Annotated in this window: 13 protein-coding genes; 7 read left to right on the forward strand and 6 right to left on the reverse strand. The window is 62.5% G+C overall.

What is annotated here, in order from left to right; genetic code table 11:
• Positions 1-11: 11 nt before the first annotated feature.
• From ACQB61_RS05520 to ACQB61_RS05535, 4 genes are read right to left on the reverse strand one after another with little or no spacing between them, the layout of a single operon-like run.
• Positions 12-1,415, reverse strand: a complete 1,404-nt coding sequence (locus ACQB61_RS05520; RefSeq protein ID WP_430511816.1) for an efflux RND transporter permease subunit — start codon at positions 1,413-1,415, stop codon at positions 12-14.
• On the reverse strand, positions 1,382-3,481 hold the full coding sequence (locus ACQB61_RS05525; protein WP_430511817.1) for an efflux RND transporter permease subunit: 2,100 nt from the start codon (positions 3,479-3,481) through the stop codon (positions 1,382-1,384). Before ACQB61_RS05525 ends, ACQB61_RS05520 begins: the two co-directional genes overlap by 34 nt.
• Positions 3,478-4,578 carry an efflux RND transporter periplasmic adaptor subunit gene (locus ACQB61_RS05530; RefSeq protein WP_430511818.1) on the reverse strand — a complete coding sequence of 367 codons (1,101 nt, stop codon included), beginning with the start codon at positions 4,576-4,578 and terminating at the stop codon, positions 3,478-3,480. The genes ACQB61_RS05525 and ACQB61_RS05530 overlap by 4 nt, the downstream gene beginning before the upstream one ends.
• 28 nt (positions 4,579-4,606) lie before the next feature.
• Positions 4,607-5,194: a helix-turn-helix transcriptional regulator gene (locus tag ACQB61_RS05535; protein WP_430511819.1), complete on the reverse strand. Its 588-nt coding sequence runs from the start codon at positions 5,192-5,194 to the stop codon at positions 4,607-4,609.
• 222 nt (positions 5,195-5,416) lie between these two features.
• On the opposite strand from ACQB61_RS05535, the gene ACQB61_RS05540 reads away from it, so the two are divergent.
• The 3 genes from ACQB61_RS05540 to ACQB61_RS05550 all read left to right on the forward strand — a co-directional run bounded on the left by ACQB61_RS05540 (position 5,417) and on the right by ACQB61_RS05550 (position 7,867).
• Positions 5,417-5,812, forward strand: a complete 396-nt coding sequence (locus ACQB61_RS05540) for a hypothetical protein (RefSeq protein ID WP_430511820.1) — start codon at positions 5,417-5,419, stop codon at positions 5,810-5,812.
• Between the two features lie 108 nt (positions 5,813-5,920).
• Positions 5,921-6,832, forward strand: a complete 912-nt coding sequence (gene puuE, locus ACQB61_RS05545; RefSeq protein WP_430511821.1) for an allantoinase PuuE — start codon at positions 5,921-5,923, stop codon at positions 6,830-6,832.
• A gap of 114 nt (positions 6,833-6,946) precedes the next feature.
• Positions 6,947-7,867, forward strand: a complete 921-nt coding sequence (locus ACQB61_RS05550) for a helix-turn-helix domain-containing protein (RefSeq protein ID WP_430511822.1) — start codon at positions 6,947-6,949, stop codon at positions 7,865-7,867.
• On the opposite strand, the gene pobA is transcribed toward ACQB61_RS05550, so the two are convergent.
• Positions 7,861-9,030, reverse strand: coding sequence for a 4-hydroxybenzoate 3-monooxygenase (pobA, locus tag ACQB61_RS05555; protein WP_430511823.1), 1,170 nt, complete (start codon positions 9,028-9,030; stop codon positions 7,861-7,863). The genes ACQB61_RS05550 and pobA overlap by 7 nt on opposite strands.
• A gap of 215 nt (positions 9,031-9,245) precedes the next feature.
• Here pobA and ACQB61_RS05560 point away from each other — a divergent pair, with 215 nt between their 5' ends.
• The 3 genes from ACQB61_RS05560 to rpsD all read left to right on the forward strand — a co-directional run bounded on the left by ACQB61_RS05560 (position 9,246) and on the right by rpsD (position 11,749).
• Positions 9,246-10,106, forward strand: coding sequence for an RNA methyltransferase (locus ACQB61_RS05560; RefSeq protein WP_430511824.1), 861 nt, complete (start codon positions 9,246-9,248; stop codon positions 10,104-10,106).
• The gene (gene murI / locus ACQB61_RS05565; RefSeq protein ID WP_430511825.1) at positions 10,103-10,891 is read left to right on the forward strand and encodes a glutamate racemase; all 789 of its coding nucleotides are present in this window, start codon (positions 10,103-10,105) and stop codon (positions 10,889-10,891) included. Before ACQB61_RS05560 ends, murI begins: the two co-directional genes overlap by 4 nt.
• 240 nt (positions 10,892-11,131) lie before the next feature.
• The gene (rpsD, locus tag ACQB61_RS05570; RefSeq protein WP_019964611.1) at positions 11,132-11,749 is read left to right on the forward strand and encodes a 30S ribosomal protein S4; all 618 of its coding nucleotides are present in this window, start codon (positions 11,132-11,134) and stop codon (positions 11,747-11,749) included.
• A gap of 217 nt (positions 11,750-11,966) precedes the next feature.
• Here the strand turns inward: rpsD and ACQB61_RS05575 are convergent, their stop codons facing one another.
• A complete protein-coding gene (locus tag ACQB61_RS05575; RefSeq protein ID WP_430511826.1) occupies positions 11,967-12,707 on the reverse strand; it encodes a peptidase in 741 nt (246 codons plus the stop codon).
• A 278-nt stretch (positions 12,708-12,985) separates the two neighbouring features.
• On the opposite strand from ACQB61_RS05575, the gene ttcA reads away from it, so the two are divergent.
• On the forward strand, positions 12,986-13,915 hold the full coding sequence (gene ttcA / locus ACQB61_RS05580; RefSeq protein WP_430514302.1) for a tRNA 2-thiocytidine(32) synthetase TtcA: 930 nt from the start codon (positions 12,986-12,988) through the stop codon (positions 13,913-13,915).
• Positions 13,916-13,962 lie beyond the last annotated feature (47 nt).

Below are 13,962 nucleotides of genomic sequence, written 5' to 3' on the forward strand. Positions count from 1 at the left end.
AGGGCGGCGGTTTACTCGGCTGCACTGGTCAAGGGCGTGCCGGGACTGTTGGCAGCTTGCTTGCCTTCGTCTGCGCCCGGTCCGGACCCCGGTTTTCTGCCTGTCATCCGCTGCCAGAGTTTCACCGCAAAGCCGGCCCAGACGCCGGGCATGGCTATCATCACCGGGATCAGCACCAGCGTGAGCAGTGTGGAGAAGCCGAGGCCGAAGATGACCGAGGTGGACAGCTGCACCCACCAGCCGGAGGTGACGCCGCCGAGGGCGATCTCCCGGTTGAGGAAGTCCAGATTGATCTGCGTGGCCATCGGGATCAGCCCCGCAATCGTGGTGATCGTGGTCAGCATGATCGGCCTGAGGCGCTGGGCAGAGGTTTTCAGAATGGCATCAAGGGTTTCCATGCCGTCTTCCCGGAACCGGTTGAACGTGTCCAGCAGGATGATGGCGTTGTTCACCACGATGCCCGCCAGTGCGACAATGCCGGTGCCGGTCATGATGATGGAGAACTTCTGCCCCGTCACCCACATGCCCAGCAGCACGCCGAAGACAGACAGGATCACGGTCGTGAGGGTGAGGAAGGTCTGGTAGAACGAGTTGTACTGTGTCAGCAGGATCAGGAACATCAGAAAGAGTGAGGCGACCATCGCCTTCATCAGGAACTCGCCGGACTCCTTCTGGTCCTCATCCGCGCCACGGAACTTCAGGAACACGTTGGAAGGCCAGCTCTGTGTCTTCAGCCATGTGTCCAGTTCCTTCACCTTGTCGTCCGGAGTGAAGCCGGAAGCAGGATCAACGGTGGCCTTCACCATCATCGAATAAAGGCCGTCACGGCGGGTGATGGAGGAAACCTTGGGCGCGGCATCCCGCTTGATGAAGTTGGCAAGCGGCACCAGTCCCAAGGGCGTCTGAAGACGCAACTCGTCAAACCGGTCGAGCGTTCGCTCCTCGCGCGGCAGGCGCACGCGGATGTCCACCTCGTCCTCGCTGTCACCAGGACGGTACTTGCCAATCAGCACGCCGTTTGTGACCAGCTGAACCATGCTGCCAACCGGCACGATACTGGCCTGATAGCGCCCGGCATGGGCCCGGTCGATGGAGATCTGCCATTCGATGCCGGGTAGAGGCCGGTCATCCTCCTGATCGATCAGATCCTTCATGCTGTCCACATGAGCGCGGACGCGAGCCACCGTTTCCACCAGCGTCTTGTAGTCTGTGGACTTCACCTCAAGCTGGAGGTCCTTGCCGGTGGGCGGGCCGCCCTCGATCTTGCGGGTCTCCACCTTGATGCCGGGCAGAGGGGCTGTGCGCTCGCGGATTTCCTGGAAGATCTCCACGGCCTTGCGGCGGCAGCAATAATCCTCGAACTCCAGCTGCAATTCGCCGATCACATCCGCAGGCTTGTCGCGTACGCCGTCCATGCCGCCGCCGCCGCTGCTGCCTCCGGGGGGAAGGCAGAGGCAACCACGTTCATGACGCCTGCCGTCTGCAGCACTTCCTGCTCGACACCCATGACGATGTCGCGGGCCTCGGCAGCAGACAGGTTGCCGCGGGCCGAGACCAGCACGACCGCCTGCTTCGGCTCTTCATCGACGAAGAACTCAACGCCCGTGCTGTGCGTCATGAAGCCGATGGTGATGAAGGCGCAGAGCCCGGCCATCGCGGCAAGGGCAGCCAGATTGCCGATGGGGCTTCCGGCGAGCAGCTTGAGCCCGCGCACGTAAAGACCGGTCAGGCCACTGACTTCACGCACGTCGAAAGCATGGCTGCCCGAGAGCATTTCGGCCTCCACGCGGGCTTCTTCAGAACGCAGAGCTGCCCGGCGTTTCAGGACGGTGACGGCGGGGACGAGCAGCCGGTGGCTGATAAAGCCGGCAAGGATGAAGGCTGCAATGGCAAGGCCGGTGACGGCGAGTGCGGGCAGTGCCTTGAGAGCTGGAGCGCTGAGCACTGCGGAGGCGGACAGGGCAGAAAACACGAGTGCCAGCAGCACTGCGGCATGCCGTGCCACCCAATGGGAGATGACCGCAAACAGTCCGCCGGTGACAGGGATGAAGACCGTAGCCGTCAGCAGCGATGCCGCCAGCACGATGATCACCATGATGGGCAGATAGCTCATGAATTCGCCTGCCACGCCCGGCCACATCAGCATGGGCAGGAAGGCGGCAAGGGTCGTCGCGGTGGAGGAGAAGATCGGCCAGAACATAAGCTTGGCGGCGCGGATATAGGCCTCCCGGTCCTCCATGCCCTCGGCGATCTTGCGGTCGGCATATTCCACCATCACGATGGCGCCATCCACCAGCATGCCCACGGTCAGCACAAGGCCGAACATGACCATAATGTTCACGGTGTAGCCAAGGCCTGTGAGAATGAGGAAGCCGACCATGAAGGAGGTCGGGATCGCAAGGCCGACCAGAAGCGCTGAGCGCAGGCCCAGCGAGCCAACGATCAGCACCATGACGAGGAAGATGGCGGTGAGGATCGAGGATTGAAGCGACCCCAGAACCTCGAAAATGTTCTCCGACATGTCCAGCATGACGCTGACGCGGATGGTCTGCGGCCAGTCTTTCGAAGCTTCGGCAATCACGGCGCGGACGGCGGCGTTGTTCTCGATGACGTTAGTGCCGATGCGCTTCGTCACATTCAGTGCAATGGCAGGCTCGCCGTTGACGCGGATGAACGAGGTTGCATCCTTGAAGGTGCGGCGGATTTCGGCCACATCGCCCAGCGTGACGACGCCTTCGCCCGCCTGTTTCAGCGGCAGGGAATAGACATCTTCCGCCGTTTCCAGAAGGCCGGGAACCTTGACATTGAAGCGGCCTGAACCGCTGTCGAGGAAGCCAGCAGGAACCAGCTGGTTGTTCTGCGTCAGGGAGGTGATCAGCTCCTGCTGGGTGATCGCATAGGATTCCAGCTTGCGGCTGTTAATCAGCACTTCCAGCAGTTCTTCGCGGTGTCCGGCCAGATCGGCGGAGCGGACGGTGTCCACGGCTTCGATCTGATCCTTCAGACGGCGGGCATAGGTGTAAAGCGTGCGCTCGGGGACGTTGCCGGAAAGGGCTACGGTCAGTGTCGGAGCAAGTGCAAAATTCGTTTCCGAGATTGTCGGCTCTTCCGCATCTGCAGGCAGCTTCGACTTCGCCTGATCCACCTTGTCGCGCACATCCGACATGGCCTCGTCCTTGTTGAACGAGATGTCGAATTCCAGCACGATACCTGCATGGCCTTCCGCGGCGATGGCCGTCAGTTCCTTCAGCCCGTCCAGGCCGCGCAGCTCTGTTTCCATCGGACGCACGAGCAGGCGCTCGGCGTCCTCCGGCGAAATGCCCTGCTGGGCAATGGAGACGTAGAAGACCGGAACGTCGATATCCGGGTTCTCTTCCTTGGGGATGTTTATGTAGCTGAGCGTGCCGCCGAGGACGAGCGCCAGCATCAGCATGAGCACCGTCTTTGGGCGGCGCAGGATGGCTTCGAGGGCGCTGATCATCCGTTTGCCCCCGTGCTCATCACCGGTTCGACCAGCTGGCCCTCACCGACGAAATCCTGTCCGACAGTGATGACGTCAACCGTGTCCGGAAGTCCGGTAATCCAGATGCCATCACTCTCGCCGCCCGCAATTGTGACGGGCAGGAACCGCACCCTGTTGTCTGCGTCGACGCTGCGCACACCGACGCGCCCGTCATCATCCAGCGTCAGGATTGCCGGGCTGACGCGGTGGGCCTGACCTTTCGACAGCTCCAGCCGTGTGACGGCTGTGACGCCATCACGGGCAAGGCCGTCCGGGTTCGGCAGTTCCACTTCCACGCGGAAGGTGCGGGTGTCGGGATTGGCGGCCGGGGCGATATAGCGCACATGGCCTTCCATCGTCGTTCCGCCCACCAGTTCGACGGTTGCGGGCATGTTGAGGCTGAGGCCGGATATATTCAGTTCCGACACCTGGCCGATGGCGATCATCGGGTCTGACTTCACCACCGTGCCGCAGGCGGCCCCCACCGAGAGATGATCACCAACCCGGGCCATCGGGCTTTCCACGACACCTGCGATGGGCGAGCGGATGATGGTGCGGTCCAGCTCCAGTTCGGCTTCCTGCAAGCGGGCATCAGCAGCATCAAGGGATGCTTTCAGCGCAGCCACGCGGTTTTCCGTGGCAAAGCCTTTCGAGCTGAGCTGCGTTGCGGCTTCGTAGTCGACGCGGGCCTGTGCAAGGGCGGCCTTCGCTTCCAGCACGCGGGCCTCACGGGTGCCCTTGTCGATCACGCAAAGCACATCGCCTGCACTCACCGTGCCGCCTTCCCGGGCCGGGCGTTCAACAATCCGCCCCGCTGTTTCGGCGCGCACGGAAACCTTGGCGAATGCTTCGGTGCTGCCGCGCACCTCCAGCATAGCCGAGCGCGGCTCGGCCACCAGCCGGGCCACCTGGACACGGAAGGGTTTCACATCCGCTGCGTTCTGCCGTTCGGCAATCGGAGGGGCGGCATGGGCCTCGTCCCCCAGTCCCCCAACCACAAGAGTGCCGCTCCACATCCACAGGCCAACGCCACCGGCAATACCTGCGGCCAGCAGAACAGAGAAATTAACACGCATGGAACTCGCTCCAATGATCAGGGTCTGCTTATTCGGCAGCCAGCGGTGTCTGGATGACTGGAGGGCTTGTTTCCTGCACGGCTTCGCCATCAGCGATGGCCTCCAGCTCCATGCGGTTAGCCTCCAGAAATTCGATCTTCCGTGTCATGCAGTCGATGCCATAGCCAATGCTCCAGAGCATGCCTTTGTTTGCGGCTGTGTCCGGCACCCGCGACTTCAGCTCGCTCAGTTGATTGAGCTTGAAGCGTGTCTGCTCGATCTGCTGGTCCAATGCCCTGCGTATGGCGGGTCCGCCAGCTTGCTGCGCGCACATGGCCACCAGAAGGAACGGCGAGCGGAAAATGTCGGGCGGCAGCTCTTCCTGCAGCATTTCCAGCAACGCGGCACGCCCGGCCTGCGTGATGCTGTACACCTTGCGGGCGGGTTTGCCGGGCAGCTTTTCTTCCCGCATGGTGACAAGACCGTCCGCTTCCAGCTTCGCCAGGGCCGGATAGATCGACCCGTAACTCGCATCCTCGAAGTAACTGAAACAGCCGGAGGTCGATTCCTTGCGGATTTCGTACCCGGTGGCATCGCCTGCCGAAAGCATGGCAAGGCAGAGGCGGCGTACACTCATCTGGATGGTTCTCCGGCAAAGAGCCCGGAATGCGAGCTTTCCATATATCATACCGATATATATCGGTTGAGTATATAGAGTTTAGGAAACGAACTTTAAGAGCGTGGAAAGGTAAAATTCAAAGAGACGTTTTGCCGCCTTTTGGAGGATTGATTGCCGGGGCGGGGAGGGGCATTGTTTCAGTATGGCGAAAGTGCTTCGCCGCATGAGGAGGCTCCGTTCATGCCCGTTTTGTCCCGTCTGCTCCTGAGCATCCGCCCGGCCAGAATTCTGCCTGAAAACCCGCTGTTGCGGCTTCTGGTGATCAACGTTCTGTCCGGTTCTGCCGTGGCGCTTGTGGTCGTGGCTGGTCTTTTTGCCTTCAATGCGGGCGGGCTCTATGATCTGGTCGCCAATGCAAGTGAGCCGGCAGTGCCGGTCATCCTGCTCGCTTTCGGCTTCATCATTACGCTCGGCTCTGCTGCCATGGGAACGGCGGTCATGATGCTGCCGCGCGATGGCGGGGAAGGCCGGGGACGTGGCCGCCGCGATCAGGTCTACCGGAGCCTTCCGGGTGAGCCGGTGCTGATCCCGATCCCCGTGCGCTCCACCCCGCAGCGGACGGTGCGGCGCGGCTGATCACTTCCTTTATGGTACCTGCCGTCAGAACATGGCTTGCCAAAGCTGTCTGTTCCGGCTTCCATGGATCCTGTTTGCGATTTGATTTGCAAAAGGATTTGAAGGCGCATGGACGCATCCTACCCGCGTGATCTTGTCGGCTATGGCCGTGAGATTCCCGATCCGCAGTGGCCCGGTGGGGCCAATGTGGCGGTTCAGTTCGTGATCAACTACGAGGAAGGCGGGGAGAACAACATCCTTCACGGGGATGCCGCCTCCGAAGCCTTCCTCTCTGAGATCGTCGGTGCGCAGGCCTGGCCCGGCCAGCGCCACTGGAACATGGAATCCATCTACGAGTACGGCTCGCGCGCTGGATTCTGGCGCCTGTGGCGCATGTTCACCAGCCGCAACATTCCCGTCACCGTCTATGGCGTTGCCACTGCGCTTGCCCGCAATCCGGATGTGGTAGCGGCCATGAAGGAGGCTGACTGGGAAATCGCTTCCCACGGGCTCAAGTGGATCGAATATGCCAACATGGCCGAGGAAGAAGAGCGGGCACACATGCAGGAGGCCATCCGCCTGCATGAAGAGGTCACTGGCTCGCGTCCGCTCGGCTGGTACACTGGCCGCTGCTCCATGAACACGCGCAAGCTGGTGATGGAGGAGGGTGGTTTCCTTTATGACAGTGACAGCTACGCCGACGATCTGCCCTATTGGGTGGAAGGTCCCTCCGGCCCGCATCTGGTGATCCCCTATACACTGGACGCCAACGACATGCGCTTTGCCACGCCTCAGGGCTTCAACTCGGGCGATCAGTTCTTTGCCTATCTGAAGGACAGCTTCGACACGCTCTATGCCGAAGGGGAGGCTGGCAGTCCGAAGATGATGAACATCGGTCTGCACTGCCGTCTCGTTGGCCGGCCAGGCCGGGCTGCGGCTCTGGCGCGCTTCCTTGATTATGTCGCTTCACATGAAAAGGTCTGGCTCGCCCGGCGCATTGACATCGCCTGGCACTGGCACGCCCACCACGCGGCCGGCTGAATGGCCGCTGGGGAGGGGTGATGGGGAACAGGTTCTTCATATGGCGGCGCGCAAACTTCTCTCCCTCAAGGGGAAGGGGAGCGCTGCGGTCATTTGCAGCGCAGGTTCCGTCCCATGAGCGCCGCTGCGTCCCTGCCGCGCTATCACCTGTATGGTGAGACGGAAGGCGCTTCCGAATTTGATTTCTTTCACATTGAAACGATCCGGGCGCGGTCTTTGGCGCTGGGCTGGCAGCTGGAGCTGCATGCCCATCAGCATCTGGCGCAGATCCTTCATATCTCGAAGGGTGGCGGGCGCCTGATTGAGGCGGACGGAGAGCGGGAGATACGGGCGGGCGGCATTGCCTTCACGCCGCCGGGCGTCCTGCATGGCTGGAGCTTTTCACCTGAAACGGAAGGTTACGTGGTTTCCTTCACGCCCGACTATCTGGTGGCAGGCGGCGAGAGCCGCAGTGACGCGGAGCGCGCGGCGCTGACCTCGGCTGGAAACACGCTCCTGCATCCGCAAGGGCATGAGGCACGGCTATCGTTTTACTTCGGAGAGATGGCTCGGGAGTTTGACGAGGGCGCGCGGCGCCGGGCGTTCTTCCGGCCATTGGTCGCACTCAGCCTGCTGATCGTCTTTCCCGGCGAGGTGGCGGGATCTGCAGACCGTGCACCCGGCTTCTCCCTGTTCCGCTTCCGCCAGTTGGTGGAAGACATGTTCCGCAGCGGGCAGGGGGCGGAAGCCTATGCGGCGGAAATGGGCCTGACGGTGCAGCGGCTCAACCGTTATTGCCGCCTGTTTACGGGGCGCACCGTGGCGCAGAATGTGCGCGACCGGCTTATTCTGGAAGCGAAGCGCCTTCTGGCCTTCTCGGGGCTTTCCGTCTCGCAGGTAGCCTATGACCTCGGTTTCGAAGACCCGGCGTATTTCTCCCGCGTCTTCCGCAAGGAAACCGGCGAGGCTCCTGCTGACTTCCGCGCCCGCCACATGGGTGGCGCTGCGCCGGACAGCACCCTTTCCGATGCTGCCCGGCAAGATCCGCCTCAGTAAGGCAGTCCCACGTAGTTTTCGGCAAGGCTGGTCTGGGCTGCTTTGGAGCTGGCCAGATAATCCATGTCGGCCTGCTGGATGCGGGCGTTGAAGGTACCCAGTTCAGGGAACTGGTGCAGCAGGGTGGTCATCCACCAGGAGAAACGTTCCGCCTTCCAGATGCGTGCCAGAGCCTTGGCCGAATAGGCGTTGATGCCTGCGCTCGACTTCTCGCCGTAATATTCGATGAGGCCGGACGATAGGTAATGGATGTCCGAGGCGGCAAGGTTCAGCCCCTTGGCGCCGGTCGGCGGCACGATGTGTCCGGCATCGCCCGCCAGGAACAGCCGGCCAAAGCGCAGCGGCTCGGCAACGAAACTGCGCAGCGGTGCGATGCTCTTCTCGATGGAGGGGCCGGTCTTCATGTTGGCAGCGGCTTCCTCGCCGAGGCGCAGCTTCAGTTCGTCCCAGATGCGCTCGTCCGGCCATTCTTCCAGCGGCGTGTCCAACGGCACCTGCACATAGTAGCGGCTGAGCGTGTGCGAGCGCATGGAGGCAAGGGCGAAGCCGCGGGGGTGGTTGGAATAGATCAGCTCATGGTCGCAGGGCGGTACATGCGAGAGAATGCCAAGCCAGCCAAAGGGATAGATCTTTTCATATGTTGTGATGGCTTTTTCCGGAACGCTCGCGCGTGCCACGCCATGATAGCCGTCGCAGCCGCAGATGAAGTCGCAGGCGATCTCGTGAGTCACCCCGTCCTTCTTCCAGGTGACGCGGGGGTGATCGGTATCGAAATCCAGCGGCGTCACGTCTTCGGCGTCATAGATCACCTGAGCGCCCCGGGCGGTGTGCGCCTCCATCAGGTCGCGGGTCACTTCCGTCTGGCCATAGACCATCACCGGCGTGCCGGTCAGGCCCTTGAGATCCATGCGCAGGCGCGTGTCTCCGACCGAGAGAGTGAAGCCATCATGCGGAAGGCCTTCCTTGTGCATGCGCTCCGCCACGCCTGCCTTTTCCAGCATCTGGACCATGCCTTGTTCCAGCACGCCGGCGCGAATGCGCGAGAGCACGTAATCCGGGCTCTTGCGCTCCAGCACGACGCAATCGACGCCCGCAAGATGCAGAAGCTGGGAAAGCAGCAGGCCGGATGGGCCCGCGCCAATGATGACGACCTGAGTGCGCATGGAGTTCCTCCTCATTACCTCATGCGGACGGGATCTCCCGCGCTTCCCTGTGAGGGAAACGGCCTTGCCCGTCCTCTTGTGGCCATGATGGCTGCGCTGGCCTGCGGCATGAATGGACGATCCGCCGCAATCAGTTGGACAATTTGGCCGCAAGGGCACCTGGAGCTGCTGCTGGCGCTGGAATTTGCCGCCGCTTTCCGCTAAATCCCCGGCCCATGACCAGAAACGCAAATATCCGCGACGAAGCCCTGAGCGTGGACGTGCTCCCGCCGGCCGTCATCCTGTGCGAACCGCAGCTTGGCGAGAACATCGGCACGGCTGCCCGTGCCATGGCCAACTTCGGCCTGACCGACCTGCGCATCGTCAACCCGCGTGACGGGTGGCCGAGCGAAAAGGCCCGTGCCGCTGCCTCACGCGCTGACCATGTCATCGACAAGGTGCAGGTGTTCGACAGTGTCGAGGCGGCGATTGCCGATCTCACTCTCGTCTATGCAACCACCGCGCGGCCCCGTGAGGTCGCCAAGCCCGTTCGCGGACCGGATGAAGCGGCGGCCAAGGTTGTGCCGTTGGGCGTCAAGGGCATGGCCACGGGCTATCTCTTCGGGCGCGAGCGCTGGGGCCTCAACAACGAGGAAGTGGCGCTGGCAGACGAAATCCTGACGCTGCCGGTTGATCCCAATTTTGCCTCGCTCAACATCGCCCAGGCGGTGCTTGTCTGCGCCTATGAGTGGCGCAAGACGGCGACTGCCGGTGCGCTGCCCTTCGGTCTTGATGTGGAATCCAACCCGCCAGCGGCCAAGGACGACATCCTGCGCCTGTTCGAGCATCTGGAAGGTGCGCTGGACCGGGTATCCTTTTTCCGTCCCGTCGAGCGGCGGCCACACATTGTCCGCAATATTCGCAATATCTTCCAGAAAGCCACGCTGACCGACCAGGAAGTGAAGACGCTTCGCGGCATCATCGCGGCACTGGAAGGCCGGCCCACACGGCCGCGCAAGGACCAGCCGGATGGCGCCCGCCGTGCCGATGAGGACGGCGCGGGAGAAGAGGCTGCGCGAGAGGATGACCACGAATGACAAAACCGGTGCTCGTCTTTGACTCTGGCATAGGCGGGCTCACGGTGCTGCGCGAGGCGCGGGTGCTGATGCCCGAGCGCAGCTTTGTCTATGTGGCCGATGACGCAGGCTTTCCTTATGGCGGCTGGGAAGAAGAAGCGCTGAAGGCGCGGCTCATCTCCCTGTTCCGCGATCTTCTGCACCGGTTTGACCCGGAAGTGGCGGTGGTGGCCTGCAACACGGCCTTCACCCTTGCCGGGGCAGACCTGCGAGCCGCCTTCCCGCACATGAAATTCGTCGGCACGGTGCCGGCCATCAAGCCGGCGGCGGAGCGCACCCGCTCGGGCCTCGTCTCGGTTTTGGCTACCCCCGGCACGGTGAAGCGCGCCTACACGCGCGATCTCATCCAATCGTTCGCCAGCCAATGCCATGTGCGGCTGGTCGGCTCGGTCAATCTCGCCAGCATGGCAGAGGCCTATATTCGCGGCGAGGGCGTTGATGACGAGGCGCTGACAGCCGAGATCCGCGATTGCTTCTATGAAAAAGAAGGTGCGCGCACCGATATCGTCGTGCTGGCCTGCACGCATTATCCTTTCCTTGCCAATGTCTTCCGCCGTCTTGCTCCCTGGCCGGTGGACTGGATCGATCCGGCAGAGGCGATTGCCCGGCAGGCGCGGCGCATTGTGCCGGTGATGGACGTGCTGCGTGCCGATTCCCGGCCTGACCGCGTGGTTTTCACGTCAGACTCGCCGGATTTTGCCACTTGCCGCCTGATGCAGGGCTTCGGTCTGTCTTTGCTGGTTTAGGAAAAACTGGCTGGATTGCGCGCAAAAGCGGCTCAAAGACCGGCCTGCATTTGACATTCGCCCCTGCCTCGTCTATGCACCCGCGATCCGTGCGGGGCTTTGTCTCGCCGGTCCACGCACCCGTGGGGTTTTCCAGCCGGCGCCGTTCAGCTGGACCCCTGTCGATCCTGTTCCTTGCGAACGGGGTAAAGGAGGGCGCGTTTCCTTATAAAATGAGCCAACCGACACAAGGAAACAGCGATGTCGAAGCGCCACAGCGTAAAGTACAAGATTGATCGCCGCATGGGCGAGAACATCTGGGGCCGCTCCAAGAGCCCGGTGAACAAGCGTGAATACGGCCCCGGCCAGCACGGCCAGCGCCGCAAGGGCAAGCTCTCCGACTTCGGCGTGCAGCTGCGCGCCAAGCAGAAGCTCAAGGGCTACTACGGCAACATCTCCGAAAAGCAGTTCCAGAAGGTTTACACCGAAGCTTCGCGCATGAAGGGCGACAGCTCCGAGAACCTGATCGGCCTGCTGGAGCGCCGCCTGGACGCCATCGTCTACCGCGCCAAGTTCGTCCCGACCGTGTTCGCTGCCCGTCAGTTCGTCAACCACGGCCACGTCAAGGTCAACGGCAAGCGCGTCACCATCGCCAGCTACCGTTGCCGCCCGGGCGACGTCATCGAGGTCCGCGACCGCTCCAAGCAGCTCGCTCTGGTTCTCGAGGCTTCCCAGTCGAGCGAGCGTGACGTGCCGGAATACCTGGCTGCTGACCACAGCAAGATGACCGTCACCTTCACCCGCGTGCCGTCCTTCTCGGAAGTGCCGTACCCGGTGCAGATGGAACCGAACCTCATCGTCGAATTCTATTCGCGCTAAGGTTTCCAGCCCAGCTGGAGAAAAGGCCGCCCTCCGGGGCGGCCTTTTTGCATTTGGGGGGATCGCCGCTCACTACGCTGGCGTTTCGCTGAGGCCTGCCGCGACATTCCGGGTCGCCCCGGATCTCCGCTTAGCTCCGTCCGGGGTGACACTGTGCCTAACGTCCTGCGCTCCTGCCTTCCGGCGCAACCGTCCTGGATGTCGAGCTCACCCGCCCTCACACCTCCGGCACGGGCAACCCGCGCACGAGGTCGCGCAGGCCCTGGGCGTAGGCCTGGCGCAGGGTGAGGAGGTAGGTGTCGTCCTCGCCAAAGGTATGCAGGTGTTCGGATGTCAGGCTGTCCCTGCCATAGACCATCAGGTCGATGGGCGGGCCGACGGACAGATTGGAGCGGATTGTGGCGTCAAAGGAAAGCAGCGCCAGCTTGGCCGCTTCGGCAAGCCCTGTCTCCAGCGTCAGCAGCCGGTCGAGGATCGGCTTGCCGTATTTGGTCTCGCCGATCTGCAGGAAGGGCGTGCGCTCGGAGGCTTCCATGAAGTTGCCGGCAGAATAGACCTGGAACAGGCGCGGCTCCTCGTCACGGATCTGTCCTCCGACGAGGAAGGAGGCTGCCGGATCACCATAGGGCTGCACGAAGGAGGCATCCCGGTTCAGCACGTCGCGCAGGGTGTCACCCACTTTCTGCGTGGCATCGAACAGCGTCAGCGACTGGGCAAGGTCCCGGTGATAGTCACCGCTGCCATAGCTCTGCTTCAGTTGCGAGATCACGGCCTGCGTGGTGGCCAGATTGCCAGCGGACAGAACGGTGATGATGCGCTCGCCGTGCGTTTCAAAGGTGGTCATCTTGGAAACGGTAGCGATCTGGTCCACGCCTGCATTGGTGCGGGAGTCTGACGCTAGGATCAGGCCGTTGCGAAGCAGGATGCCGAGGCAATAGGTCATGCGGAGCCGACTCATGCGAGTGTTGGTTGTTCTCCTGTCTAACCCATTTGCCGTCCATGCCCAAATGGGGCTTCTGGACGGGTTTCGCGGCACTGTGGCCTTGCAGGCCTTTACAAGCAGCCATCAGCGCGTCTAAGGGGAAGGGCCGGGCGCGCGGCGCCATTCCGCATGCGCAAGGGCCCGCCAGCTTTCGCCCAGTTTTCGCAATCCGGACCACCACGATGAGTGCCACCGACCTGACCAGCGGCCCCGAGGCGGGCCTCACCGCCGATGCTGCCGCGCCCGCAGCCCTGATGGACCTGCCGGAGGATGACAGCGGCTGCCCGGTGATGCTGCGCAATGCGCCTTCGACGGTGGAGTTCAAGAAGCTGCGCAAGCGCCTCTTGCGTGAGGTGCGGCAGGCCATTGATGACTACGGCATGGTGCCTGCGGATGCCGCAGTGAAGCGGCCGAAGTGGCTGGTGTGCCTGTCCGGCGGCAAGGATAGCTACACGCTGCTGGCCGTGCTGATGGATCTGAAGTGGCGCGGGCTGCTGCCGGTGGATCTTCTGGCCTGCAATCTCGATCAGGCTCAGCCAGGCTTCCCGCCGGAGATCCTTCCGGCCTTCTTTGAAAAGAACGGCATCGAGAACATCATCGTGCGCGAGGATACGTTCTCCATCGTCACGTCGAAGATCCCGGCGCACAAGACCTATTGCTCGCTGTGCTCGCGCCTGCGCCGCGGCATTCTCTACCGTATCGCGCGGGAGCAGGGCTGCGAGGCCATCGTGCTGGGCCACCACCGCGAGGACATTCTGGAAACCTTCTTCATGAACCTCTTCCACGGCGGGCGCCTTGCCTCCATGCCGCCGAAGCTGGTCAATGACGAGGGCGACCTGATGGTGCTGCGCCCGCTTGCCTATTGCGCCGAAAGCGATGTGGCAAAGTTTGCCGCGGGCATGCAGTTCCCGATCATCCCCTGCAACCTCTGCGGTTCGCAGGATGGCCTCCAGCGCGAGGAAGTGAAGCGCATGCTGATGGACTGGGAGCGCGCCTCTCCGGGCCGCCTCGGCGTCATGGCGCGTGCACTCGCCCACACGCGCCCTTCCCACCTTCTCGACCGCACTCTCTTCGACTTTGCGTCCCTGCGCCCCGGCGAAAACAACGGCGGTGAAGCGCGTGATGCCGAAGAGCCCTGTGGCGCCGGTCTTGCCATGACCCGCAACCTTTTTGCAGCGGAGTAAGGGGCGCCGCAGCCGTCCGGACGATTAAAATATCTGATCGATATTTT

The sequence above is a fragment of the Pannonibacter phragmitetus genome, from assembly GCF_050510895.1.
Classification (GTDB): domain Bacteria; phylum Pseudomonadota; class Alphaproteobacteria; order Rhizobiales; family Stappiaceae; genus Pannonibacter; species Pannonibacter phragmitetus_B.